At 68.5% G+C, this 25,208-nt stretch carries 25 protein-coding genes; 16 read left to right on the forward strand and 9 right to left on the reverse strand.

Annotated features, from left to right (window positions below):
* Positions 1–9 precede the first annotated feature (9 nt).
* The 3 genes from ptsN (at position 10) to bchI (ending at position 2,071) form a co-directional block, all read left to right on the forward strand.
* A complete protein-coding gene (gene ptsN / locus MFF26_RS10825; protein WP_137827658.1) occupies positions 10–477 on the forward strand; it encodes a PTS IIA-like nitrogen regulatory protein PtsN in 468 nt (155 codons plus the stop codon).
* A gap of 1 nt (position 478) precedes the next feature.
* Positions 479–808, forward strand: a complete 330-nt coding sequence (locus tag MFF26_RS10830; protein WP_137827657.1) for a hypothetical protein — start codon at positions 479–481, stop codon at positions 806–808.
* 240 nt (positions 809–1,048) lie between these two features.
* The gene (bchI, locus tag MFF26_RS10835; RefSeq protein WP_137827656.1) at positions 1,049–2,071 is read left to right on the forward strand and encodes a magnesium chelatase ATPase subunit I; all 1,023 of its coding nucleotides are present in this window, start codon (positions 1,049–1,051) and stop codon (positions 2,069–2,071) included.
* 56 nt (positions 2,072–2,127) lie between these two features.
* Here the strand turns inward: bchI and MFF26_RS10840 are convergent, their stop codons facing one another.
* The 4 genes from MFF26_RS10840 to MFF26_RS10855 all read right to left on the reverse strand — a co-directional run bounded on the left by MFF26_RS10840 (position 2,128) and on the right by MFF26_RS10855 (position 5,447).
* Positions 2,128–2,766, reverse strand: a complete 639-nt coding sequence (locus tag MFF26_RS10840; protein ID WP_137827655.1) for a 2,3-bisphosphoglycerate-dependent phosphoglycerate mutase — start codon at positions 2,764–2,766, stop codon at positions 2,128–2,130.
* A 143-nt stretch (positions 2,767–2,909) separates the two neighbouring features.
* Positions 2,910–3,707 (reverse strand): 4-hydroxy-tetrahydrodipicolinate reductase, encoded by a 798-nt coding sequence (gene dapB / locus MFF26_RS10845; protein WP_137827654.1) that lies wholly within the window; start codon positions 3,705–3,707, stop codon positions 2,910–2,912.
* A 214-nt stretch (positions 3,708–3,921) separates the two neighbouring features.
* Positions 3,922–4,638 (reverse strand): MarC family protein, encoded by a 717-nt coding sequence (locus MFF26_RS10850; protein ID WP_137827653.1) that lies wholly within the window; start codon positions 4,636–4,638, stop codon positions 3,922–3,924.
* Positions 4,639–4,712: 74 nt separating this feature from the next.
* Positions 4,713–5,447 carry a class I SAM-dependent methyltransferase gene (locus MFF26_RS10855; RefSeq protein ID WP_238308025.1) on the reverse strand — a complete coding sequence of 245 codons (735 nt, stop codon included), beginning with the start codon at positions 5,445–5,447 and terminating at the stop codon, positions 4,713–4,715.
* Positions 5,448–5,856: 409 nt separating this feature from the next.
* Between MFF26_RS10855 and gloB the strand changes: the two genes are divergently transcribed.
* The 7 genes from gloB (at position 5,857) to MFF26_RS10895 (ending at position 15,410) form a co-directional block, all read left to right on the forward strand.
* Positions 5,857–6,636 carry a hydroxyacylglutathione hydrolase gene (gene gloB / locus MFF26_RS10860; RefSeq protein WP_137827652.1) on the forward strand — a complete coding sequence of 260 codons (780 nt, stop codon included), beginning with the start codon at positions 5,857–5,859 and terminating at the stop codon, positions 6,634–6,636.
* Between the two features lie 159 nt (positions 6,637–6,795).
* Positions 6,796–6,948, forward strand: a complete 153-nt coding sequence (locus MFF26_RS10865) for a histidine kinase (RefSeq protein WP_091950340.1) — start codon at positions 6,796–6,798, stop codon at positions 6,946–6,948.
* Positions 6,945–7,973, forward strand: coding sequence for a tyrosine recombinase (locus tag MFF26_RS10870; protein ID WP_137827651.1), 1,029 nt, complete (start codon positions 6,945–6,947; stop codon positions 7,971–7,973). Before MFF26_RS10865 ends, MFF26_RS10870 begins: the two co-directional genes overlap by 4 nt.
* A gap of 94 nt (positions 7,974–8,067) precedes the next feature.
* Positions 8,068–9,222, forward strand: coding sequence for a GGDEF domain-containing protein (locus tag MFF26_RS10875; protein ID WP_137827650.1), 1,155 nt, complete (start codon positions 8,068–8,070; stop codon positions 9,220–9,222).
* A gap of 115 nt (positions 9,223–9,337) precedes the next feature.
* Positions 9,338–11,569: a glycoside hydrolase family 3 N-terminal domain-containing protein gene (locus MFF26_RS10880; RefSeq protein ID WP_137827649.1), complete on the forward strand. Its 2,232-nt coding sequence runs from the start codon at positions 9,338–9,340 to the stop codon at positions 11,567–11,569.
* 1,164 nt (positions 11,570–12,733) lie between these two features.
* Positions 12,734–14,887 (forward strand): VCBS domain-containing protein, encoded by a 2,154-nt coding sequence (locus MFF26_RS10890; protein WP_171015385.1) that lies wholly within the window; start codon positions 12,734–12,736, stop codon positions 14,885–14,887.
* Positions 14,888–15,140: 253 nt separating this feature from the next.
* A complete protein-coding gene (locus tag MFF26_RS10895) occupies positions 15,141–15,410 on the forward strand; it encodes a hypothetical protein (RefSeq protein WP_137827647.1) in 270 nt (89 codons plus the stop codon).
* A 173-nt stretch (positions 15,411–15,583) separates the two neighbouring features.
* Here the strand turns inward: MFF26_RS10895 and MFF26_RS10900 are convergent, their stop codons facing one another.
* Positions 15,584–17,731 (reverse strand): helicase-related protein, encoded by a 2,148-nt coding sequence (locus MFF26_RS10900; RefSeq protein ID WP_137827646.1) that lies wholly within the window; start codon positions 17,729–17,731, stop codon positions 15,584–15,586.
* Between the two features lie 47 nt (positions 17,732–17,778).
* Positions 17,779–18,252, reverse strand: a complete 474-nt coding sequence (locus MFF26_RS10905; RefSeq protein WP_137827645.1) for a hypothetical protein — start codon at positions 18,250–18,252, stop codon at positions 17,779–17,781.
* A 25-nt stretch (positions 18,253–18,277) separates the two neighbouring features.
* Between MFF26_RS10905 and MFF26_RS26475 the strand changes: the two genes are divergently transcribed.
* A complete protein-coding gene (locus MFF26_RS26475) occupies positions 18,278–18,406 on the forward strand; it encodes a hypothetical protein (RefSeq protein WP_281405155.1) in 129 nt (42 codons plus the stop codon).
* Between the two features lie 79 nt (positions 18,407–18,485).
* On the opposite strand, the gene MFF26_RS10910 is transcribed toward MFF26_RS26475, so the two are convergent.
* Entirely contained in the window at positions 18,486–18,800 is a 315-nt protein-coding gene (locus MFF26_RS10910) for a hypothetical protein (protein WP_137827644.1), read from the reverse strand.
* 321 nt (positions 18,801–19,121) lie between these two features.
* On the opposite strand from MFF26_RS10910, the gene MFF26_RS10915 reads away from it, so the two are divergent.
* Positions 19,122–20,171 carry a substrate-binding domain-containing protein gene (locus MFF26_RS10915; RefSeq protein ID WP_137827643.1) on the forward strand — a complete coding sequence of 350 codons (1,050 nt, stop codon included), beginning with the start codon at positions 19,122–19,124 and terminating at the stop codon, positions 20,169–20,171.
* 148 nt (positions 20,172–20,319) lie between these two features.
* Here MFF26_RS10915 and MFF26_RS10920 read toward each other — a convergent pair whose 3' ends face one another.
* Positions 20,320–20,568: a DUF6894 family protein gene (locus tag MFF26_RS10920; RefSeq protein ID WP_137827642.1), complete on the reverse strand. Its 249-nt coding sequence runs from the start codon at positions 20,566–20,568 to the stop codon at positions 20,320–20,322.
* Positions 20,569–20,690: 122 nt separating this feature from the next.
* On the opposite strand from MFF26_RS10920, the gene MFF26_RS10925 reads away from it, so the two are divergent.
* The 4 genes from MFF26_RS10925 (at position 20,691) to MFF26_RS10940 (ending at position 23,671) form a co-directional block, all read left to right on the forward strand.
* Positions 20,691–20,939 carry a hypothetical protein gene (locus tag MFF26_RS10925; RefSeq protein WP_238307975.1) on the forward strand — a complete coding sequence of 83 codons (249 nt, stop codon included), beginning with the start codon at positions 20,691–20,693 and terminating at the stop codon, positions 20,937–20,939.
* Positions 20,936–21,400, forward strand: coding sequence for a LexA family protein (locus MFF26_RS10930; protein ID WP_137827641.1), 465 nt, complete (start codon positions 20,936–20,938; stop codon positions 21,398–21,400). Before MFF26_RS10925 ends, MFF26_RS10930 begins: the two co-directional genes overlap by 4 nt.
* The gene (locus MFF26_RS10935; protein WP_137827640.1) at positions 21,397–22,728 is read left to right on the forward strand and encodes a Y-family DNA polymerase; all 1,332 of its coding nucleotides are present in this window, start codon (positions 21,397–21,399) and stop codon (positions 22,726–22,728) included. The genes MFF26_RS10930 and MFF26_RS10935 overlap by 4 nt, the downstream gene beginning before the upstream one ends.
* A 562-nt stretch (positions 22,729–23,290) precedes the next feature.
* Positions 23,291–23,671 (forward strand): hypothetical protein, encoded by a 381-nt coding sequence (locus tag MFF26_RS10940; protein WP_137827639.1) that lies wholly within the window; start codon positions 23,291–23,293, stop codon positions 23,669–23,671.
* A gap of 402 nt (positions 23,672–24,073) precedes the next feature.
* Here MFF26_RS10940 and MFF26_RS10945 read toward each other — a convergent pair whose 3' ends face one another.
* Positions 24,074–25,066, reverse strand: coding sequence for a catalase family peroxidase (locus tag MFF26_RS10945; RefSeq protein WP_238307976.1), 993 nt, complete (start codon positions 25,064–25,066; stop codon positions 24,074–24,076).
* Positions 25,067–25,208 lie beyond the last annotated feature (142 nt).

The following is a 25,208-nucleotide window of genomic DNA, read 5'->3' on the forward strand; positions in this document are numbered from 1 at the left end:
TTTGTCTTCATGCCGATCCTGGATTTTCTGAGTCAGGACGCCGTCGTCCCGTCGCTGCGCGCACGGGACAAGAAGCATGCGCTGCAGGAACTTGCCGCGCATTCGGCCCGGCATCTGCCGGACCTGTCGGAGCGCGACGTGTTCGAGACGCTGCTTCAGCGCGAGCGCCTCGGCTCCACCGGAATCGGTGACGGCGTCGCGATTCCCCACGGCAAGCTGACGCGGCTCAACAAGTTGTTCGGGCTCGTCGCACGGCTCGAGAAGCCGGTGGATTTCGATGCCCTCGACGGCCAACCGATCGATGTGGCGTTCCTGCTGCTCGCCCCGGAGGGGGCGGGAGCCGATCATCTCAAGGCTCTGGCCCAGGTCGCCCGCGTTCTGCGCGAGCCTGGCATGCTGGAGCGCATCCGCACCGCCCGCGACGCGACCGCGCTCTACGCGCTGCTCGCCCATGGTCCCACGACCCAGGCGGCCTGACATGAGCGTGACGACCCGCTCGGGCCTCGCGGCCTGCCTCCTCGTCGCGAGCCTCGCGCCTGCCCTTGCCCAGGGCGATGCGACCTGTGCCCGCGACGTGCTGGTGGCGAACTCGATGCAGCGCCAAGCCATCGACCAGTTGGAGAGCGCGGGCGAGGACGACGCGAGTCGCTGCCGGGTGTGGCGGCGCCACGTCGACACCATGCGCCGGATCGCAGGTGTCTACGGACGCTGCCTGTCGGGGCCGGAGCGTGGCGAACGGATCGGCCAGGTCCAGAGCAGCGAGAAGGAATTCAGCGGTCTCCTGCGCAGCCGCTGCAAGGGACTGTAATTCGACGTAACGGCGTGCTGGACCGGGCTTTACGAGCGTTCTTCCCGCCTGCGGCGTAACGCGACGCCCGTCGGCTGAAAAGCCGGCAGCCCGCCTCGTCCCGATTCCTCCAAACGGATTGCGCGACAACGCTCAAGCTCGGCTGGCCCCGCCTGCGAAATCGTGCATGATCGGCCGCCGCGCCGGCCTTCCGCGACACCGGATATCCGGTCCGGCGCCACATACGGAAAAACCCGCCCGGTGCCTGCTTTCCCCTTCACCGCCATCGTCGCCCAGGAGGAGATGAAGCGGGCCCTGCTGATTGCGGCGGTCGATCCGACGGTCGGCGGCGTCCTCGTCTTCGGTGACCGCGGCACCGGCAAGTCGACGGCGATCCGGGCCCTCGCCGCCCTTCTGCCGAAGATCCGCGCCGTCGTGGATTGCCCCTATTCCTGCTCACCCGATTCCCCGGCCAGCGACTGCCCGCATTGCGCGCAAGCGGGCGGCAAGGCACGGGGTAAGAGCCACACGATCCCGGTGCCGGTGGTCGACCTGCCGCTCGGCGCCACCGAGGATCGGGTGGTCGGCGCCCTCGATCTGGAACGGGCGCTGACACGGGGCGAGAAGGCGTTCGAGCCGGGCCTGCTGGCGCGGGCCAATCGCGGCTTCCTCTATATCGATGAGGTCAACCTGCTGGAGGACCACCTTGTCGACCTGCTCCTCGACGTGGCGGCCTCCGGCGTCAACACCGTCGAGCGGGAGGGCCTGTCGCTGCGCCATCCGGCCCGCTTCGTCCTGGTCGGCAGCGGCAATCCGGAGGAGGGCGAGCTGCGCCCGCAGCTCCTCGACCGCTTCGGCCTCGCCTGCGAGGTCGGCACACCCACGGAGATCGCCACGCGGATCGAGGTGGTGCGACGCCGCGATGCCTACGAGCGTGACCCGGACGGTTTCTGCGCCACCCATGCGGCATCCGAGCGGGCGTTGCAGAAGCGGATCGTCGCCGCCCGCGAGCGGCTCGGGACGGTCGCCGTCCCGGATGCGGTCCTGGAGGCGGCGGCGAAGCTCTGCCTCGCCCTCGGCACCGATGGGCTGCGCGGCGAACTCACCCTGATGCGCACCGCCCGCGCCCTCGCCGCCCTCGACGGTGCGGAGACGGCCGGCATCGACCATCTCCGTCAGATCGCGCCGAGCGCCCTGCGCCACCGCCTGCGCCGCAACCCGCTGGACGAGTCGGGCTCGACCGCCCGCGTCGCCCGCGCAGTGGCGGAAGTCCTTCCGGCGTAACGGGCTTCCAAAGGGATCATCCCTTGGGCGGGACCGGGCGAAGCCCGGTGAGGCGCTCAGTCCGCCGCGTCGATGTCCTTGTCGAGGATCAGCTTCGACTCGACCGTGGTGTCGGCCTTGAGCTGGTAGACCAGCGGGATACCGGTGGCGATCTCCAGGCTGGCGATGGTCTTGGTGGTCATGCCGTCGAGGACCATCACCAGGGCGCGCAGGGAGTTGCCGTGGGCGGCCACCAGCACCCGCTCGCCGGCCATGACGCGCGGCAGGATGGTCTGGATGTAGTAGGGCAGGACGCGGGCGGCGGTGTCCTTCAGGCTCTCGCCGCCGGGAGGGGGCACGTCGTAGGACCGGCGCCACTCATGCACCTGCGCGTCGCCCCAGCGCTCGCGGGCGTCATCCTTGTTGAGGCCGGAGAGATCGCCGTAATCGCGCTCGTTGAGGGCTTCGGAGCGAATCGTCTCGATACCGGACTGACCCATCTCTTCCAGGATCAGGGCGCAGGTGTTCTGAGCCCGCTTGAGATTCGAGGTGAAGGCCACGTCGAACTGCGAGCCCTGGGCCTTGAGCCAACGCCCGGCATTGCGAGCTTCCGAGACGCCGAGTTCGGTCAGGTCCGGATCGCGCCAGCCGGTGAACAGCTTCTTGAGGTTCCATTCGCTCTGGCCGTGGCGAGCGAGGACGAGCGTGCGCTCCATGGGAGGTCCATCTTGTTGGAAGATCGGGCAGGGCCGTTGCGGCGCTGCTTAGCAGAGCCCATGCCGACGCCCAAGCTCGCGCCGCCTCCCCAAAAAGGCCAGCCGCTACGGATGTCCTTCGCTGTCAGGCGACAGGTCCGCGCTCACAGCCCCAACACGTCGTCCATACTGTAGAGGCCCGGAGGCTGGTCGAAGGCCCATTGCGCGGCCTTCAGGGCCCCGCGGGCGAAGATCGCCCGGTCCTCGGCGTGATGGGAGAGGGTGATGCGCTCGGAGGGGCCGGCGAAGATCACGCTGTGATCGCCGACGACCGTGCCGCCGCGCAACGTCGCGAAGCCGATATCGCCGGGCCGGCGGGCCCCGGTATGGCCATCGCGGGTCGAGACGCGGGCGTCGGAAAGCGCCACGTCGCGCCCTTGCGCCGCCGCCTCGCCGAGCAGCAGGGCGGTGCCGGAGGGAGCATCGACCTTCATGCGGTGGTGCATCTCCAGTACTTCGATGTCGAACTCTTCACCCAAGGTTGCCGCAACCTTGCGCACGAGGCCGGCCAGCAGGTTGACGCCGAGCGACATGTTGCCCGAGCGTACGAGGCGGGCGTGGAAGCTCGCCGCCTTCAAGCGCTCCAGGTCGTCCTCCGAGAAGCCGGTGGTGCCGATGACGTGGACGATGCGCGCCTGAGCGGCGAGTTCGGCGAAGGCCACCGTGGCGGCGGGCGCCGTGAAGTCGAGCACCCCGTCGGCGGCCACGAACAGCGGCAGCGGATCGTCCGTGACGGGCACGCCGAGCTCGCCGATTCCCGCGAGCAGCCCGGCGTCCTTGCCGAGAACAGACGAGCCCGTCCGCTCGACGGCACCGTGCAGGGTGCAGCCCTCGGCCTCGGCCACCGCGCGGATCAGCATCCGGCCCATGCGCCCCTCGGCGCCCACGACGATCAGCTTCATGATGTCCAGTGCCCGTTCCGGCCGTGGCGAGCGGCCCCGTCCGCGTGCTTCTAGAACCGCGTCGGAGGCACTTGCAATCGCGATTGGGCCTCCACCCCGCCGCGCGTGCGGTGGGACCTGGACATTCCCGTCAGCGCCGGTCGAACGGCGCCGCCGCATGCGTCGCGAAGATCGGGCTCGCCCGTAGGCGGAACGAGACGCCCGAGCCAAGCACTCAGCCGCGATGGGCGGCGGCGATCAGCGGACCCAGGACATCCGCCACGCCATTCACGGTGATCTGCGTGCCGACGCAGAGGAGCAGGAAAGCCGAGAGCCGCCCGAGCACCCGCGCCCGGACCGGACCGATCAGAGTGACGACCCGGTCGGCGGAGCCGTAGGCGAGGCGGACCATTCCGGCGATGGCGACCGCCGCGAGCGAGGCGCCGATATAGAAGCCGATCCGGTCCGGCCCCTCCGCCGGGCGGTTGGCACCGAGGGCGATGGCGACCGCGATGGTGCCGGGCCCGGTGGTGAAGGGGAGGGTGAGGGGAAAGAAGGCGACCTCGGCCAAGCCCTCGCTGCGCCCGTCGCCGCTGCCCGGGCCGATTCCTCGGCCCGGCTCCGGTCCGGCCTCGGCTTGCCGGCGCGCTTCCCGCGCTTCGGGCGCCGAGAGCAACGTCCAGGCGGAGGCCGCGACCACGAGGCCGCCGGCGATGCGGAGCGCCGCCAGGGAGACACCGAAGAAGTTGAGGATCGGCGCGCCGGCCCAGAGGGCCGCGAGCATCACGAGGGCGGCGTAGAAGCCGATCCGGCGGGCGAGTTCGGCCCGCTCCGCCGCGCTGCGCTCCGCCGTCACCTGCGCGAAGATCAGGGCCGAGCCGACCGGATTGACGATGGAGAACAGGCCGGAGAGCGCGAGCAGGAAGCTCGTGAGGGCGATGTCGGGGCTCATCGGGCAGTCTCGGAGAATGGCTCGGCGGGGGTCTTGCGCGGCGGCGGCCCCGGCGGCAAGCGGGGCGCGCGGCCTCAGCCGGGCTGGCCGGCCGGGACGAGGACGCGGGCGGGGACGCGGGCTTCCAGGCGGCGCACCTGCCGCACGGTGACCGGGCGGTAGAGCTGCTTGGTGGCGTCGACCACGTGCAGCCCGGCGAAGGGGAGGGCGAGGCCGGTGCCGAGCCGCTCCCAGGCGCCGGCGGTGCCGAGCCAGAACCGGCTGCGGATCGGCGGCATGTACAGGGCCTCGGCCCAGCCCTCCGGTGAGAACAGGGTCTGGCGCATCAGCCGCCCGAGCTGCGAGCGGCTATAGGGCTGCCCGTGCCCGAAGGGCGTCGCATCGCGCCGCGCCCAGACGCCGGTGCGGTTGGGGACGACGAGGATCAGCCGCCCCCCCGGCGTCAGCACCCGCCAGACCTCCGAGAGCAGCTCACTCGGGCTCTCGACCGCCTCCAGGGCGTGGACGAGGATCACCCGGTCGACCGCAGCTTCGGGCAGGGGCAGCATGGTGGGATCGGCCAAAGCCGTCACCGAGCGCCCGCTGGAGGGCCAATTCACCACCCCCTGGGTCGCCGGCATGAAGGCGAGGGTGCGCTCGGCGATGACGTGGACCGGGCCGAGATAGGGAGTGACGTAGCCGAGCCCGAGCACGCGCAGACCCGAGACCGAGCCCAGGAAGCCGTGGATCGTACGGGCGACGACGCGATGGGTGACGACGCCGAGGGGGCTGGCGTAGAAGGCGCGCAAGTCCGTGACGTCGAGGCGCATCGGGTGGGGTGCCGGCACGACCGATCCTTCGCGGGAAACGGGGACGACGCGCTCGCGGGACGCCCGGAACCCGCCCCCGGCACGGCGGGCGCCCCCGCGAGAGACCATCCATTCGGCATCAATGGGGATCGAAGCCGCATCCGGCAAGCGCGGCGCGCCCAAGGATGTGGACGGGATGCGCAACCGGGACCGACGCGGTTTGCCGCCGAAGCCGACGGCACGGCCGGGGCCGGCGGACGGAACCGGGCGCGGCGTCGCGCGGTTCCCAGGCCACGCCCGGCCGAGCTTGGCGCGGCGCGGGGCTCGGTTCGGCGCGAAGGGCCGCTATTCTGTTGGCCCGAATCGGCCGATCACCGCCTGACGAGGGAACGGCGCCGGCCGCCCCCCACACGTGACGGGAGTTTCTCCGATGCCGAATGCCGCCCCCGAGATCCGAACCTTCCTGTGCCGGAGCGACAATATCGGCGTGCTGATCCGCGATCCCGGCACCGGGGCCTGCGCCGCCATCGACGTGCCGGAGGCCGCCCCGGTGTTGGCGACTCTCGAGGCCGAGGGCTGGCGGCTCACCGATATCCTCGTCACCCACCGCCACGCCGATCACATCGAGGGTATTCCCGAAGTGGTGGAGCGCACGGGCGCCCGCGTCACCGCGCCGGAGAAGGCGCGCGCGGCGGTACCGGGGGCTGCCCGCTACATCGGCGAGGGCGACCGCGTCACCGTCGGCGGGCTGGAGGCCACGGTGTGGGAGACGCCGGGGCATTGCGCCGACCATATCACCTACCATTTCGGCGAGGCCCGCATCGTCTTCTCCGGAGACACCCTGTTCACCCTCGGCTGCGGCCGGGTCATGGAGGCCGAGCCGGCCACCCTGTGGCGATCGCTGGTCCGCTTCCTCGACCTGCCGGGCGAAACCGCGGTCTATAGCGGCCACGACTACGTGCTCTCGAACGCCCGCTTCGCCCTCGCCGCCGAACCCGAGAACGCCGCCCTCCAGGCCCGCGCCGCCGAGGCCGAGAGGCTGGCGCAGGAGGGCCGCTTCCTGATCCCCTCGACGATCGGCACGGAGAAGGCGACGAACCCGTTCCTGCGCGCGGGCGAGCCTGCGCTGGCCCGCGCCGTCGACCTGCCCGAGGGTACCGACCCGGCTCAGGTCTTCACCGCCCTTCGGGCCTGGAAGAACCGGTTCTGATGCAGGACCGCCGGGGAGCGGTCGGATTACGCGCGATTGCCCCCGACCTGTGCTCTGGCGGACCTTGCCTTCGCGGCGGGCTCGTGGGAATCGAACGGGGCGGTCCCGCATTGCAACACGGCCGCTCGTCCGCGTAGCCTTGCCGAAAGGCCGGTTCCCTTGCCCACCCTGTTCCGCTTCCTCGCCACGATCGCGATCCTCGCGGGGCTGGTCTTCGCCGGGATGTTCGCGCTGGCGACCTTCGTCCAGCCGACCCAGCGGGAGATGAGTGTGACCATCCCGAACACGAAGCTGCAGCCGGGCAACCGATGAGCGCGACCCCGTCGCCCGAGGCGGCGCGGGAGAACTGGGCGCGGGACTATCTCGATATGCTCGCCGCCGAGCGGGGCGCGGCGGCCAACACGCTCGCGGCCTACCGGCGCGATCTCGACGATTATCTCGGCTACTTGGCGGAGCAGAGCCTTGCGCCGACCGAGATCGAGGCGGAGGACGTGCGGGCCTACATCGCCGATCTGGAGCCGCGGGGCCTGAAGGCCTCCTCGGCGGCGCGGCGGCTGTCCTGCATCCGCGGCTTCCACCGCTTCCTCTACGCGGAAGGGTTCGCCGAGAGCGACCCGACCGCGCCGGTCGCCTCGCCGCGCCGCACCAAGGGCCTGCCCAAGATCCTGTCGGTGGCGGAGGTCGATCGGTTGCTCGCCGTCGCCCGGGAGCGGGCCGAGGCTGCCGGCGGTACGGGGCGCGACACCGGAAGCGGAACGGCGCCCGCCGCCGAGAATCGGGCCGAGGCGCGCGCGGCCCTGCGGATGCTGTGCCTGCTCGAACTCCTCTACGCCACGGGCCTGCGCGTCTCGGAACTGATCGCCCTGCCGCGCAGCGCCGCCGCGAGCCGGGAGCGCTACCTCGTGGTGAAGGGCAAGGGCGGGCGCGAGCGCTTGGTGCCGCTCACCGACCTCGCCCGCGCGGCCATGGCCGCCCACGCGGCGCGGCTGCCCGGCGACGGCCCCTGGCTGTTTCCCGCCGACAGCGAGAGCGGCCACCTCACCCGGCAGGCCTTCGCCCGCGATCTGAAGACCGTTGCCGCCGCCGCCGGCCTGCGGGCCGACCGGGTCAGCCCGCACGTGCTGCGCCACGCCTTCGCCAGCCATCTGCTCCAGAACGGCGCGGATCTGCGGATCGTGCAGGAATTGCTCGGCCACGCCGACATCGCGACGACCCAGATCTACACCCACGTCCTCGACGAGCGCCTGAAGGGCATGGTGCGCGACCTTCACCCGCTCAACGATGCGCCGGAGGACGAATCCCCGTCGCCCGAGTTGTCATCGGGCTCCGCATGTTAAAAACCGCGAGCATTCGCACTGGATGCGAAACGTTTTGAACTGCTAGGCTAATCCGGGGCCGACGCGGCCCGCGCCGCACCGTTCAAGGGCCACGATGCGCCTCGATGTGCCGACCCTGTTTCTGATGACGGTGGCCGTCACGTTCGTGGTCGGCGTGCTGTTTCTTTTGTCTTGGAGCCAGACACGGCGCGAACGCGCTCTCGCGATCTGGGGCATCGCTCATCTGCTCGGAAGCGGGGCGTCCTGCATGCTGGCCCTGCGGGGCGTGATTCCCGATCCCGTCTCGATCGGCCTCGGCAATGCCGTGATGATCGGCGCCTACGGCCTGATCTGGAGCGGTGTGCGCGCCTTCGAGGGGCGCAGCCCGCTGATCGGCTGGGCGGTCGCGGGCGGACTCGCCTGGGGCGTGGCCTGTCTGGTGCCGGCCTTCTACGGCTCCCTGCCGGCCCGCATCACTCTCGCCTCCACGAGCGCGGGTCTCTACTGCGCGCTCGGGGCGTGGACGACCTGGCATGGCCGCGGCGAGCCGCTCGTGTCGCGCTACCCGGCGGCCGTGCTGCTCGCGACCTATGCCGGCCTCTACTTCATCCGCATCCCGCTCAGCCTCGTCTACCCGCCGCCGGCCATCGTGCCGGGTTCCGACTCACCGTGGTTCGCCGCGCTCTGCTTCGTGGGCACGCTCTACGCGGTCGCCGTCGCCTTCGTGCTGATGGCCCTGACCAAGGAGCGGGCCGAGCGCGAACAGAGGATCGCCGCCGAGACCGACGCGCTCACCGGCGTCGCCAGCCGCCGGGCCTTCGTCGGCCGGGCGGAAGCGTGCCTCGCCACCCGCTCCGCCGCCCTGCTTCTGCTCGACCTCGATCACTTCAAGGCGATCAACGATGCGTACGGGCACAGCGTCGGCGACGCCGTGCTCACCGCCTTCTGTCACGCCGCCGAACCGATGCTGCCGCGAGGTGCCGTGTTCGGCCGTCTCGGGGGTGAGGAATTCGCCTGCCTGCTGCCCGAGACCGGCCCGGCCTTGGCTGCCCGGTTCGCCGAGGGGGTTCGCGACTCGGTCGGCCGCATCGCGCATGCCGATTATCCGGACCTCAAGGTCAGTGTCAGCATCGGCATCGCCACCGGGCGAGCGGGGAGCGTCCTCGACGACCTGCTGCGCCGGGCCGACGGGGCGCTCTACCAAGCCAAGGATGGCGGCCGCGATCGCGTGATGGTCGCCCGCGAGCCGGCCTTCGGCCTCGCCGCCTGATTTCGGATCGATCTCAACCACATCCCCATCCGAGTGTCGCCGTCGCATGGCCGAGCTTCGCGCCGCCGCTTATGATCGGCGCGGAAGAAGGGCGCGTCGGCGCCGGGAGGGGACGATGCGGGGGACGGTGGCGCAGTGGGCGGGCCGCGCGGCTTTGGCCTGGCTCTGTCTCGGCGCGGCCCGAGCCGAGACGCCCTCCCTCGATGCCCGCGTCGAAGCCCTGCTCGCCCGGATGACGCTGGAAGAGAAGGCGGGCCAGCTCAACCTGATCTCGAACGAGCCCTTGAGCGATCCCGGCGCGATCCGGCGCGGCGAGGTCGGGGCGGTGATCAATTTCAGCAATGCCGGGCTCGCCGCCGAAGCCGATGTCGCCGCCCGCGCCTCGCGGCTCGGCATCCCGCTGCTCGTCGGTCTCGACATCGTCCACGGTTACCGCACGGTCTTCCCGCTGCCGCTCGGCCTCGCGGCGAGCTTCGACGCGGGCCTCGTGCGCCGGGCCGCCGCCGCCATGGCCCGGGAATCGGCGAGCGTCGGCATCAACTGGACCTTCGCGCCGATGGCGGATGTCGCCCGCGACCTGCGCTGGGGCCGTGTGGTCGAGGGGCTCGGCGAGGATCCGTGGCTGACCGGGCGGCTCGCCGCGGCACAGGTCGAGGGGTTCCGCGACGGTGGCTTGGCCAGCACCCTCAAGCATTTCGCGGGCTACGGCGCCGTGCTCGGCGGGCGCGACTACGACGCGACCTTCGTGGCCGGGACCGAACTTTACGATCTCCACCTGCCGCCGTTCCGCGCCGGGATCCGGGCCGGTGCGGATGCGGTGATGACGGCGCTTACCGCCCTCAACGGCGTCCCCACCACCGCCGATGCCGGGCTGATGACCGGCATCCTCCGGCGGCAGATGGGCTTCTCGGGTCTCGTCGTAGCCGATTGGCAGGCGATCGCGAGCCTCGTGAAGCACGGCGTTGCCCGTGATGGGGCGGAGGCCACCCGCAAGGCCATGCTCGCCGGCGTCGACATGGACATGACGAGCGGTCTCTATCTGCGTCACCTGCCGGAGGAGGTTCGGGCCGGCCGCATACCGGAAAGCGCCGTCGATGCGGCGGTGCGGCGGGTGCTGCGCCTCAAATTCGGCCTCGGCCTGTTCGATCGCCCCGTGATCGACCCGGCGCATGCGGAGGGCCGCCTGCTCCTGCCCGAGACCCGGCGGATCGCCCGCGAGGCGGCCCGCGCGAGCCTCGTCCTGCTGCAGAACCGCGAGGACGTCCTGCCGATCGATCCCAAGCGTGTGCGGCGGATCGCGGTGGTCGGTCCTTTCGGCGACGCGGCTTGGGATCAGGTCGGCCCCCACGAGGGCAACGGCCAGCCGCACGACACGGTCACGATCCTCGCCGGGCTGCGCGAGCGTGCGGCCTCCGCCAGCATCGAGGTCGTGTTCGCGGAGGGCTGCGGGCGGGTCTGCACGGAGCGGACCGGCTTTGCCGCGGCGGTGGAAGCGGCGCGGAGGGCCGACCTCGTCGTGGCGGTGATGGGCGAGCCGCGCGACCGATCGGGGGAGGGCTCCTCGACGGCCTATCTGAACTGGCCCGGCCTGCAGCACGATCTCCTTGCCGCCGTGGCCGAAGCCGGTACGCCGGTGGCGCTCGTGGTGTTCGGCGGACGCCCGACCGAACTCGGGGCCGCGCCGGAACGGGCACAGGCGATGCTGATGGCCTGGATCCCCGGCACGGAGGGCGGCCCGGCCATCGCCGAGACCCTGTTCGGGGACGCCAACCCCTCGGGCAAGCTGCCGGTGTCCTGGCCCCGCACGGTCGGGCAGATGCCGCTCACCTACGACGTGTTGCCGGGTGGCCGGCCCCATCTGCCGGGCAGCCGCTGGACCATGGGCTACGCCGATGAATCGCCGCTGCCGCTGTTCCCGTTCGGCTACGGCCTGTCCTACACCCGGTTCGACTACGGCGAGCCGGAGGTGCTGACGCCGAAGGTGGGCGTCGGCGACCGCTACGACGCGATGCTCGAAGTCCGCGCCCCCGTCACCAATATCGGTCCGCGGTCCGGCCGGGCGGTGGCCCAGCTCTATCTCGGGCAGCCGGTGGCGGCGCGCAGCCGCCCGAAACGCCTGTTGAAGGGTACGGTGATCCTCGATCTCGCCTCCGGCGAGACGGGAACCGCCCATTTCCGCATCCCGGCGCGCGACCTCGGCTATCACGAGGCGGACGGCACCCTGGTCGTCGAGGCCGGCGATTACCGCGTCGCCATCGGCGGGGATTCCGCCACCGCCCGCAGCGTCGGCTTCACGGTCGAGACCGGGTGGCGCGGCCCTCCGGGCGGCGATCAGGCGCAGCGCTGACCATTCTCCGCAAGGGACAAACGCACCCGTCCCTCAGGGCCCGCCGCACGGCGCTTCCTCCGGGATGCAAGCGCTGCATGATCTCGCCGCCTCCCTCGAACGGAGCCGCACGTGTCGCCTCGCTGGACCCAAACCGGATTCCCTCCGGGGCACAGGGAAGGGACATGTGGCTGCGGTGCTCTCGGCGGCGGCGCAGGCGCCTGAGCGAAGTTCCGCCGCGGTCGGACCGGGGCGGTCCGATCAGATCCGAAAACCGCGCCGCTCCCGCGCATCGTCATGGGCTGCCGGGATCCCGGACAGCACGCGGATCGGATGCGTATGGACGATGCAGAGACCTTACGGCGTCGGAGTCCCCCCTGCAGACGGCATGGGTCCACCGTGCCCAGAGATCCGTGTTCTGGCGATCAATCGCTTCCTGGCGCTTTCGCCCGGTGGTCATCATGGCTTTGACCTGTGCGGCCCACTCGTCGCTCGCCGTGGCGCGCTGTTCGGGCATGACGACGGACGGCGCCTCAGCGTCCTGCACCCTGTCGGGGACGGCCGTCACGAGCCATAGCGAAATCTGAACGACGACCCCCATCTCCATCTGGGGGAAGCAAAGTGGATATAGCTACGGATCCGATCGCCCCCAAGTGTCAGCGCGGGTATTCTTCCCCATTGGAATACCAATTGATATCATACAATGGAAAATAAAATATCTGTTGTTACAGCTTTTGATGTGACTACGTAGAAACACATCTACGGATGAACGGAGCTTCATCGATTTGCTTCGGGATTGGCGGAGGACCGTGCGAACCTGGACCGTTGCCAGCCGAGACGGCGAGGGAACAGCCGATCATGGCCCCATTCTCCGGTAGTCCTCCGGCTTCCGGCCCGCACCCATCCTCGACGAGGCGCCGCACGACCCCATTCCCACGCGGCGTCAAGCAACGCTCACCATCCTGCACATCACAAACACGATCCCGCGCTCTCCGTGGCACCGTTAAAGTATAAATTGGTTACTTATTTATTAACTCGATCCGAGATATGCGGTAAAATTCATACTAATACGCTATCGCCGCTCCAAATCGTAAAATTTTCAGCGAAATCGCTTTCTATAATCCGCGCAATACTGAATAGATGCTCCGGCAACGGGCAGGCGCCCACGGATATGGGGAGCATCCAATGGCGACGTTCAACGGCAGCGATAAGGACGATATCTTCAACGGCTCGGACGAAGACGATAACTTCAATGCTGGCGAAGGAAACAATACGATTTTTGCCGGTGCCGGGCGCAATACCATCAATGCCGGATCCGGAAACGATACGATCGTCGCTCTGAACGGTGACGATCAGATTAATGCCGGCGAAGGCAACAACACGATCGATGCGGGGAATGGTGCGAACCAAGTGAACACTGGTTCGGGAAACGACACGATCGTGACCGGTTCGGGTGACGACCAGATCAATGCCGGCAACGGCGACAACCTGATCCGGGCCGGCGACGGTCGGAACACGATCAACAGCGGGTCCGGCGCCGACCGCATCACCGCGGGTTCGGGCGACGACCAGATCAATGCCGGCGAAGGCAACAACGTCATCGACGCCGGCCACGGCCGGAACACGATCAACACCGGGTCCGGCGCCGACCGCATCACCGCGGGTTCGGGCGACGATCAGATCAATGCCGGTGAGGGCAACAACATCGTCGATGCCGGCGGCGGCTCCAATCGGGTCAACGCGGGTGCCGGACACGACATCATCACGGCCGGTGCCGGCAACAACGAGATCTATGCCGGCGAAGGGAATAACACCGTCACGGTCGGCAACGGCACCAACCGCCTTTATACCGGTTCCGGCGCCGATGTGATCACCACCGGATCCGGCAACGACACGATCTACGCGGGCGGCGGCAACGACCGCGTGACCCTCGGCGGCGGCTCCGATCTTGTCTATCTCGGCGAGGGCAACGACCTCGTGCGGATGACGCTGGCCCAGAGCAAGGGCGGCGCTCATATCGATCTCTGGGGCGAGGGCGGATCGGACACCCTGCAGTTGGTCTTCACTGCCGCGGAAGCACAGGATGCGGCGGTTCTCGACGACATTCAGGGTTTCAAGAAGCATCTGGCCGGTGACGGCAACTGGATGTACCAGTTCAAGACCCTCGATCTCGCCGCCCGTCAGTTCGAGAAGCTCGATCTCGTCGCCCCCGTCCTCGCGGCCGCCGACACGGTCACCACCACGGAGGACGCCGCGGTCAAGATTCAGGTGCTGGCCAACGACAAGGATCTGCTAGCTGCCGACAACGCGGCTCTGCACGTCACCGAGGTGCTCGCCGCGGGTCTCAAGGGGACGGTCACGATCGGCCAGGACGGGCTGAGCCTCAGCTACGATCCGGGTCAGGCACTCCAGTCGCTGAGGGCCGGCGAGCAGACCGACATGACCTTCCAGTACAAGGTCGCCGACGATCAAGGCTTCGTCGACACCGCCTCCGTCACCGTGACGGTCACGGGCCTCAACGACGCCGCCGTCATCGGCGGAACCGCTACGGGCGCGGTCAAGGAAGACGGTATCCTCGCGGCGGCGGGCAAACTCAGCATCACCGACGTGGATACCGGCGAAGGCTACTTCGTAGCGCACGACGCCGCCCACGCGCTCAAGGGGGCCTTCGGCGCCCTCACGATCGATGCCAACGGGAACTGGTCCTACAGCTTGGACAATGGGGCGGCGAACGTGCAGGCCCTCACCGCGGGTCAGCACGTGAGCGACACCATCGCCGTCACATCCCTGGACGGCACCAGCCATAACGTCGTCATCGATGTCGCCGGCGCGAACGAAACCCTTCTCGCCTTCGGATTCGAGAGCGGCTTCGGTGACTGGCAGACCCTTGGATCGGCCAGCCTCGTGACGACGCGAGCGACCGAAGGGACGCATTCGGCCATGCTGGGAGGGAACGGTGCCAGCGCCGCGCAACTGGAGAAGTTCCTCGGGCTCGACGCGGGCAAGCTGTCCCAGATCGGCGGAAACACCGTTACGAACGGCTCCGCCATGAAGGAAACGGTTCATCTCGAAGCGGGCCAAACCCTCAGCTTCGACTTCTACTTTGATGGAAACGACTACCTTCCCTACAACGACTTCGCCTTCGTCCAGGACCCGGACGGGCACATCTCTCAGCTGTCCAATATCGCGACCGTCGGCACCAACGGGGACAGCGGCTGGCTGACCCACAGCTTCACCGCCCAGCACACGGGCGATTTCACGATCGCGGTCGGCGCTGTGAATGTTCTGGACACCGCCGGTTCGCCGATCCTGTACATCGATCACGGTCTGATCGTCTGACGGTCCGCCGCAGGCGGTCCCGCGAAGCGAAGCCGTCCCGTGATCGCCCCAGGTGATCACGGGACGGCTTTCGCCATGGGGTCGGTCGGCGAGCGGAGCGCGCAGGTTTGTCGGCAGCCCTTCGAAGTTAATCCGGCTCTCCATGTGCGTCGAGGCACGTCACGCCGGTTCGGTCGCACCTATATTGGTCTTACGCAAGACGAAGAGATATCGGATGGCCCGATATCACCGCGTAAGGAGTTGTTTAAACCTCATGAAAACCCGTATCGCCGCCGCCATCGCTGCCTTTGCTCTTGGCGTTGCTGCTCCGGCCTCGTCCGCTCTGGCTTTCGACTACAGCGCTCCTGCGAGCCGCTACAGCTCGACCCTGCCCCACGACGTGACGACCACGGGCTCGATCACCAGCTCCGATGGCCCGCTCTACGACCGCTGCCCGATGAGCTCGGCGGCCGAGGGCAATGCCAATCAGCAGCACTTCCCGACCAAGCAGTACGGTCAGGTCTCGGGCGGCTACCGCTGCTGATCGACCACCGGGAGATGGGAAGTCACATGCTGAAAGCGTTTTCCTACGCCATGATCGGCGTCTTCGTCTGCGGTGTCGCCATGACGGTGGTCGGCTCCGCCAACGTCCTCATGGGTCTCTGACGACGCTGTCGCAGACCTGAACGGTGGACGGCGGGGCGCAAGCTCCGCCGTTCAATTGCGCGTCCCGGCGACGCGGCGCGTCCGGCGTTCTGCCTTGCGCGTCGCCGTCTCACGCAGATGATGCTCGATGGCGTCGTTGGCGCGCCCGCGCATCTGTCGGATCGACTCGACATCGTCGAAGGTGTCGGGGAAGCGGCGGGCCAGCCAGAGATAAGCGCTGGCGAGCTTGACCGTCCGCTCTTGATAATCGAGTTCGCCCGCCATGCTGGCGCGCAGCGCGGGGACGGTGGTGCCGATGGCGCGGGCCTGACTCCAGCGCTCGAGCATCCCCATGGCGATCTCGTCGCGGCGATTGATCGGACAGACCGAGAAGATGAATTTCTCCTCGATCGGCAGGCGCGCGCGATCGACCGTGCGCGCGACCTCCAAAATCTCTTCCAGGGCCGAGGGCTGGAACGGCGAGCCCGCGTAGAAGGTGGCCCGCGCGAAATGCGTCATCACCTCGTAGAGGCTGCTCGTCCGCATCTCCTCCGCCACGGATCGAATGGCGGTCAGGTCCGGCCGCACGAAGAAGCGCATGTCCGCGGCGGGCGCCGTCGGCGCACCCGACAAGGCGAGGCGGATCGGCTCCAGGGCGGTCGGCTCGGTGGCCGCCACGTAGCCGATTTCTTGGTGGCCGTAGCGCCCCGCCCGGCCGGCGATCTGCCGGATTTCGGAATTCGTGAGGGCGCGCTCCGCGGTGCCGTCCCATTTGCGCACCGCCGAGAAGACGATCCGCTTCAGGGGCCCGAGGTTGAGGCCCATCCCGATCGCGTCGGTGGTGACGAGGACGTTGGCCTCGCCCGACCGGAACCGCGCCGCTTCGGCGCGGCGCACCTCGGGCGACAACGCGCCGTAGATCGTGGCGACCCGGTGCCCGCGGGCCACCAGGATCTCGCGGTTCTCGTGCACGGCGCGACGGGAGAAGGCCACCACGGCATCGCCCGGCTCGACCGTCTCGAGGGGACTCGCCTCTTCCTGGAGCAGGAGGGGCGACTTGCGCTCGAAGGGGATCACTTCCAGCGACTCGTTGGCCGCCTCGGCCGCGCGGCGCACGTAAGACAGGGCGTCATCCGACCCGCAGACGATGACGGTCCTGGCCGGGACACCGAACAGGGCGTTCGTCCACGCCCAGCCGCGATCCGGATCCGAGAGCATCTGGATCTCGTCGATCACGGCGACATCGATCGGCCGGGTCAGATCGGCGGTCTCGATCGTCCGGGCCGTATGGGTCGGGTCGATCTCGCCCAGAACCTCCTCGCCCGTGACCATGCCGGCCCGCAGACCGCGCTCGCGCAGCGCCTCGAAGTTCTCCAGGGCGAGAAGGCGCAGCGGAGCCAAGTAGGCGCCGGTGGGTGCTGCCGTCAGCGCCTGAAGGGCCGCGTAGGTCTTGCCGGAATTGGTCGGCCCCATATGGAAAAGGATGCGCCGGTTCAGGCGCCGCGCCGCACCGAACTTCTCGATATAGGCGCCGAACCCGACCCGATCCCGAAGAAGGCGAAGGCGAGAGCCCTCGCGCGCGACGGCCTTGGCCCGTTGGCGAACCGGGGTCAGGGCATCGGTGAGAGAGCGCGCGAGCTTCGGACCGTAGCGGAATTGGCGGGATCGCAGCGAGCGGTCCATATGCGCGATATAAGCTGCGGCGTCGCCGCCGACGTCGCGCAGATCGGCGAGGATCTGGCTCCTCAGCCGGTCGATCGGCTTGCGCAGGGCCTGAACGATCTCGTGCTCCGTTCCGGCAAGGGCGGCCCGCAGGGCGTCGATGCGATCGGTCGGATCGTTGCGCCGGGCCATCCCGGCTAGGATCTCGGCTGCCTCGCGTTCCGGAGCCGCCTCCACTCGCACATCCATGCGGCCGGCATCGAGCAGCGGAATCGCGATACGGAGGCTCCAGGTGATGCCGTGATCCTTCGCGACCGCCGCTTTGAGGGAGGGCAAAGCCTGCTTGAGCGCGGGAATCCCGGTCTCGGCGAAGGCGCGCGCCGCCGCCATCTCGCGCAAAGCCCGCGCGACCCGCTCATCCTCGACTGCCGCGCCGAACTCGGGCAGTTCGAGGGTGGCCCGCAGCGCTTCGAGGTCGACGCTTTTCGGCGACAGGCCGAGGCGCCCGATCGATTCGATCAGGCTCTCGATCGTCGGGTGCAGGCGCTTGCGGGCCATCGATACGGTCTCGGCTGAAACGGACAATGCGGGACGCTCGGCCTTCCTCACGTCCGCATCGAGATCAGGCGACCAACTCGTTCGACGGACAGGAAGTTCGGCATCGCCGCCTCCGCTCGACGATAGCAGGCCTCGATCGCCACCGCCCGTCGATCCTGATGCCGAAATCCGCCACCGCGGGGGTCATCCGGGGGAACCGGTGTCGCGGCAGGCTCCACCGAACCGCGCTCCGGACGGCTGCTCGGTGGACGTGCGCTTGCACCCAAATCGCGATGTAGACGCGTTCGCTCTTCTGGCGAGCCGTTCATGAAATCTTCGAGCGCATCGCGGTCGCGCGTTGGAGATCCAGGCTGGTTTTCCGTCCATGCCCTCCTACAACTCAGCAAGGCGCACTGCGCTCGGGGACCGTTCATGCCGATGCGCTCTGTGATGTTTGGCTTGTCCGTATTGGCGCTTGTCGCGAGTTCGGCCCATGCGCAGCAGCCGACGGGCCAAATGGAGGTGGACTGCTCACGATTCACGCACAATCCGGACGGATCGTGGAGTGTGAAGCAGCCCCTCGAACTCTTCAGCGAGACCGGTCGCGTCCGCATCTCCCCCGGACCGCCGTTCAAGCCCGGCATGTCGTTCGGGGGGCTCGACATCGCCAGAATGCTCGACGAGCAGTGCCGATAGGCGAATCCTCGTCCGGCACCCGTAAGACCGGCCGCAGATCGGCCTCACCATCCCCGTTGGGATCGGGCCGGGCTTTCCCTCATCGGGGACGCTCGATCGACGACGCTGCGGCATCCTTCCTGGCTCTGGTCCTGGCTTTCTTGACGCTCGCCAACAGGATCGCTGTCTGCACCGCCGCCCGCATCAGGACCGGATTGGTTTGTGGCCGGGTCATCAATCTGCTCGCCCAGCCATGTTGTGCGACGGCGGCGGCCAGATCCACCGTGTAGCCCGCAGCAATCGGATGCGCCGACGTATCGGGCGTCGCGAGATACGTCTCGACAGCCGTTCTCACCTGCTCTTCGGTGACGGTCTTGGCCTTGAAGAGATCGCCGACGGTCAGAGAAACGGCCATTCCTCGCGCCTCCGTGCCGGTCGTGGTTGTCGCGACGGGACCGGGCGTACCGAAGGCGATCGGCCACCCCCGTTCCGCGGGGCAGGGCGCAGGGCCCGGCGGGCGAGTGCTCCAGCCCGCGTCACCGGCCGTGACGGCCCGCGACCTCTGACGCACGAAGCATCAGCGTCGGCCCGGTGATGCGAAGGAACCGGTGCGTGAGCATAGGTCGTACGGAAGGGTCGCATCACCGGCGAAGCCCGTGGGAATGTTCCGCGAACGACGACACGTCGCTGCGTTTCAGGCTATCTGGTTGTCTACGACATCTGGAGCGCTATCAATATGAACTCTTCTGCCGGTATCGGGTCCCTTGCCATTGACCTCAAGCTCGGTGGAACGATGCGGATCGGTTCGACGGCCTTTCCGGTGAGCGACCTGATCGTGATGCTCGACGCCATCCAGCAGACGGGATCCATCAAGGGCTTCGCCGAGACCCTCGGGATGTCCTACCGCGCGGCCTGGAACCGGTTGCAGACATACGAGGCGGCGATCGGCCAGCCGCTCGTTCGAAAGACCCAGGGTCAAGGCTCAGAACTCACGGAGTTCGGGACCACGTTGGCGGACGCCTTCGAATCGGCGGTGGCGGGCTTGGACGCGAGCCTGGAGCGCGAGACCCGCGCCATCGCGTACCGGCTGCGCCGCCTGCTCACCGGTCGCGTCGGCGCTCTCGCCCTCGCCGCGAGCCACGATCCGCTGCTCATCGCGTTGCTGCACGATCTTCCATCCGAACACGGGGAGATCGAAATGTCGGTGATGGGAAGCAGTGCGGCGGTGCGGCTTCTCCTGGCCGGGGGCGCCGATGTCGCCGGCTTCCACTGCGGTGCGCTCTCACCCGACCAGGCCGAGGCGCCTTTCTCCGGCGTCAACGAGAAGGCCGGGCTCGTGGCGCATCTCGTGTTCGAACGGGAGCAGGGCCTTCTGCTTGCGCCCGGCAACCCGCTCGGCATCCGCACGCTCGGCGACCTGACGAAGAAGGGCGTCCGCTACGTCAACCGTCAGCCCGGATCGGGCACGCGCCTCTGGTTCGATCGCATGCTGGCGGAGGCAGGTCTCTCCCCGGCCCGAATTCATGGCTACGAGGTCGAGGAATTCACCCATCAGGCCGTCGCGGCCATGATCGCGTGCGGGGCGGGCGATGTCGGACTCGGGGCGCGGGCTGCGGCCGAGCGGCTCGGTCTCGATTTTCTGTCGGTCGGCTGGGAGGCTTACTATCTCGCGTCGAGCCGCTCTCTGGCCGCCCCGGTGTTCGACGCGTTCATGGCCCTGGCGAGGGCGCGCGCCGCAGGAATGTCCGGTTACCGACTCCCGGGCTCGGACGGGGTGCAGATCTGAGATATCCAGACGGTTGCGGCGTTGCACCCGCGAGCGGCAGCCGTCACGGGCGCTGCGCCCTGCAGAGAAGCCGGCCAGAGTTTGATTGCGACCGTGAGCGGGCCTCACCATCCCGCGCCATCGGCTGCCGCCGTCGGACCCGCCGGAATCATAGGCTCCGCTCCCTCGACCGCACCTCCGCGAACGGACGCATGAGAGCCCGCCGGCCCCGCGCATCGTGCACGTCGACCAGCCAATCCGACCAATCGGTGTCGGGCGCTGCGGCCATCAGCGCCGCGGCGACGCGGTCGGCCTGGGGACTGAGCGCTTGCAGCCGCGGGACCCATCGACCGGCAAGGTCGAAGACGGCGTCGCCCCCGCCGCCGACGCAGTGGAAGTGGTAACGCTGGACCGTCACTGCGTTTTTCGCTCCGCGTCCACAATGCTCCCCACGCCATTTCGGCTTGGCCGCGATCCTCGTTGAACCAAGCGCCGCGATCGGCTTTGTTCCTGATCTGTTCTATACGGTCCGGAGGCTCGATGCACGCGTTCAGCGGGCGCAGGTTGACGCTGCGCAACGATCTGGCACCCGATCCGGATACGCGGCGTGCCGAGGCGGAGGCTATCGCGCTGGCCTACCGCTCCGCATATCGCGACGACGAGCGCGCGGCTCTGGTGGCGGCGATCACCGATGCCCTGACCGATCTCGACGCTGCCGAGCAACGGGAGAGGGCGGCGCGCTGCGCCGTCTCCTACGGCTTCGTGCGCGGCAGGCTCGGTGCGGCATGAGTGTTGCCGGCGTCTTCCGCATCGAGGAACTTCCCGGTGACGGGACTGCGACCGTGCGCGTCCCCGTCATGGGTCAGGCACTCTGCGCCGGCTTTCCATCACCCGCCGACGATTTTCAGGAGCAGGCGATCGAGCTGCCGCGCTGGCTGGTCCCAAACCCGCCCGCGACCTTCCTTTGGCGCATCGCCGGCTTCAGCATGCGTGACGCCGGCATCCATGACGGCGATCTCGCCTGCGTCGATCGCAGCCTCACGCCCGGCCACGGCAGCATCGTCGTCGCCGCCGTCGATGGCGAGATGTCGATCAAGCGCCTGGTGGTCGAGGGCAACACGGCGCGCCTCGCTTTCGACAACGCTGACTTGCCCATCTACGCCCTCCAGGAACTCGCCGAGGCCGCAGTGTGGGGCGTGGTGCGCTTCACGATCCGCTGGCACGTGGCCAAGACCGGCCTGTTCCGGTGAGCGGCACGGCGGCACGGCGGCGCGACCGGATCGGCAGCGGGCGCGCCATCGCCCTGATCGACGGCAACAGCTTCTACTGCTCGTGCGAGCGCGTGTTCGACCCCAAGCTCGCCCGCGTGCCGGTGATCGTGCTGTCGAACAACGATGGCTGCGCCATCGCCCGCACCGCCGAGGCCAAGGCGCTCGGGATCAAGATGGGCGCGCCCTACTTCCAGATCCGCGAGATGTGCCAGCGCCAGGGCGTGCGCGTGTTCTCGTCGAACTACACGCTCTACGGCGACATGTCGGCGCGCATCAACGCGATCTACCGCGACGCCACGCCGGACGTGGAGGTCTACTCGATCGACGAGAGCTTCCTCGACCTCACCGCCGTGACCCGCCGCGACCGCGTCGCGCTCGCCCGCGACATCCGGGCGACGGTGCGGGCCTGGACCGGCATCCCGACCTGCGTCGGCCTCGGACCGACCAAGACCCTCGCCAAGCTCGCCAACCACATCGCCAAGAGCGTGCCCGAACTCGGCGGGGTGTGCGATCTGACCGATCCACAAGCTTACGACCACTGGCTCTGTCGCATCTCTGTCGGCGAGCTCTGGGGCGTCGGCCGGGCCTCGCTGGCGAAGCTCGAAGCGCTCGGCATCGACACCGTGGCCGATCTTCGCGACATCGATCCGCGGCCGGTGCGCAAGGCGCTCACCGTGGTCGGCGAGCGGATGATCCACGAGCTGCGCGGCGTGTCCTGCCTCGGCCTCGATCTCGTGCCGGCGCGCCGCAAGGGCTGCGCGGTGACGCGCTCGTTCTCCGGCCGGGTGACGGAGCGGGTCGAACTCGAGCAGGCGGTGGCCGCCCACGCGACGCGACTCGGCGAGAAGCTGCGGCGGGAAGGGCTGGCGACCTCTCAGGTTACGGTCTTCTACCACACGAGCGAGCACGACCGCGGCGAGCCGATGCGCTCGGTCTCGACGGTGGTGACGCTGCCGGAGGCGACCAACGACACGTTGGCGCTGATCCCGGCGGCGCTCCACGGGGTGGCCCGGACATGGCGCGAGCCGGGCGACCCGCCCTGGCGCTATTCCAAGGCCGGCATCGTTACGACCGATCTCGTGCCGCTGGCGGGCTCGCAGCGGGCACTGATCGGCCGGCTCGACCGCGAGCGCTCAGCGAGCCTGATGGGCGCGCTCGACGCCTGCAACGCCCGCTGGGGCCGCGGTACGGTGGTGCCGGCCCGGGCCGGACTGGAGCGGCAGCGGCGCGGCTGGGCGACGAAGTTCGAGATGCGGACGCCGCGCTACACGACGCGAGTGGACGAGCTTCCGACCGTCCATGCGTGAAACCGGTCAGCGTATGCCCCGCTCCAATGGAGACTCCCGCATCAGTACGCCGAGCACTGCTGTCGCCGTATGGCCGCTGGGTGTTCACGCCGATCATCACGATTCTACCGGGCCTCCAGCGTACCGCACCCGTTGTACCGAAGGAGCGTCCATGCTGCCGCCCAACTGTTGAGGCGGTCAACGAAGTGAAACGGATGCCAGAATCTCCCGGATATGCATTGAAAATTCTTATAACAACCACGAGATGCATTGTATCTGTTCTGGTAAATTTATCCTGCTCCAGCCTCTATCGGTAAAATCGTCGCTTTAATCACAAAGATGCGAGCGTCATCGCAGCCGATGGCGCGCGGCGGGCGCAACACAAGTCCCCGGCACGCCGAGGCGTAAGCAGTCGTGTCATGAGCGGATGTGTCTCAGATCGACGGCAGCGCCGGGTGAGCAATGTTTCCCTCCGCCCGCATCGACCTGGGAGGAGAAAGTGCCGGTGATGAAAGCCACGATCTGCATCGTCGCGGCCTGCTTGGCCGCTTCTCTCGCTGCGGCCCAGGATACAGGACAAAATTTGGCGAGCGAGGGCGACTGGGTCCTCAAGAAAACCGACCGGCCATCCGGCGGCGGCACGGCCTGCATCCTGGCGCCGAAGAGCCTGTCGCGCATCCAGATCGTCGGCGACCGCCTCGAGGTGACGGGGCTGCCCAGAAATTCCCTCTTCAATTATCAGTATCGCATCGACGACGAGCCCGTGTCGAACATCATGTTCCCTACGGCGCAGATGCAGGAGGCTGGGGCGATCTCACTGCACGGCGATGTCCTCGAGCGCATCCTGAACGGTCGACGCTTCAGCATCCGCCTGCTCGACAAATGGCATGAAGCCGTCACCGAAGACATCAGCTTGGCCGGTCTGCGCAGCCTGCGCGGCAAGAGTGCGACGATCTGCGAATGATCGGGGGCGGAAGAAGCGGATGTTCGCTCCCGGTCCAACGCCCGCCCCTGGAACACGGCCGATCGTCTGTCGTTGCTCAGGAAGCGACACGCGCGCAGTCATGAATGGACGGGCTATGGGCAGTACTCAGCGTACCATTCTCCTCGGCGCCGCGCTCTCGATCTGTCTCGCAGGGAGTGCGGGAGCGACCGAGACCAAGGGAAGTCCGGCGAAGCCGCCGGCAGAGGGCCAGACCGGTGCCGGCAAGGCGAATGAGAGCCTCGGCGCCGGCGGCCTGACCGGTTCGGCAGCGACCAAAGACGGCGCGCGCACTGGTACGCCCGACGCATCGCGCCCCGCAGGCTCCTCCGCGCCTGCTGCCGGGACCGCCCGTTAGACGGGCGATCCGTCGACGGCGAGGCCCTACTGCGAGCGTCGGCCGAACGACACCGCGTAGGCCTGGGCCCGGGCGTCGATGAGGGGGTCGTCCGACACCTCGATGCCGTCGGTGAGGGCGTTCGGCATGAACAGCAGCGCCTTCTCGGCCTCAGCGCTGTTCGGCACAGCCTTGGTCACCGTCAGCGTGCCGAGTTCGACCGTCTTCCGGCTGTCGGGCCACGGCTTCGTCGCATCGTTGGTCGGGTCGCCCGCCTCGGCGAGTTGCGCCAGAACCCGGAATCTCGCCGGTTCCTTGGCAAGGCGAGGGCCGATCTCGTCCATCAGGAAGTTCGGATCCCGCTTGGCCGCCTCATCGGCGGGGAGGATTTCCTCCCCCTCCACGGGCACGAACTTGAACCGGAACGGCTGGCGCTGACCGTCCTTGTCCACGAGGATGAAGGCGTTCACGCCGTTATAGGTCTGCCGAGCGAGGCTCGACGGGGTCTTGGCCGTCTTGCCGGCCGTCGCGGCCGCCGGGTGGGTGGCGACGAAGCGCTCCAAGGCCGTGGGCTTCTGCGCGTTGGGGCCGCTCTCCGACACGGCCTTCAGCAGGTCGCGGAATTCCTCGCCGGTGGCGACGGGGAAATAGGCGAGCGCGTTCACGACGACATCCATCTCCGCGCCGTCGCTGAGCTTGAACTTGAGTGCCATGCCGTGAGGATTGGCGTTGGCCGCACCGTCGGAGATCGTCGGGACGCCGGTGGCATCCGAGAAGCGGATGGTCACCGGAACAGCCGGCCCCTGAAACAGGGAGGCCTTGCTGATCTTGGCCGCTTCGGGAGACGGGGTGAAGCTGCCCTCTGCCACCACCCCCTTCGCGTGGTTGGCGCGTTTGCCGGCATGCTTGCCGAACAGCGTGTTCATGACGTCGATGGTCTGCTCGGCCGTGGAAGCATCCTGGGCCATGGTCGGAAGGCCCGTCGCCAGAGCCAGCGTAAAACCTGCGACCACAGCCTGCGCGTAGCGTGAAACCGTCATCCGTACCTCTCCGGGGGCGATGCACACATGCTATCGGCTACCTCAGCAAAATGGAACTTTTACAATATAATGCAGGTGTAGACGCTGCCTCATCGCTGGCCGCCCCCGCGCGGAACGGGGCCGACTGCAACCGCGATGTCCG

This window comes from Methylorubrum suomiense, assembly GCF_022179765.1.
Taxonomy (GTDB): Bacteria; Pseudomonadota; Alphaproteobacteria; order Rhizobiales; family Beijerinckiaceae; genus Methylobacterium; species Methylobacterium suomiense.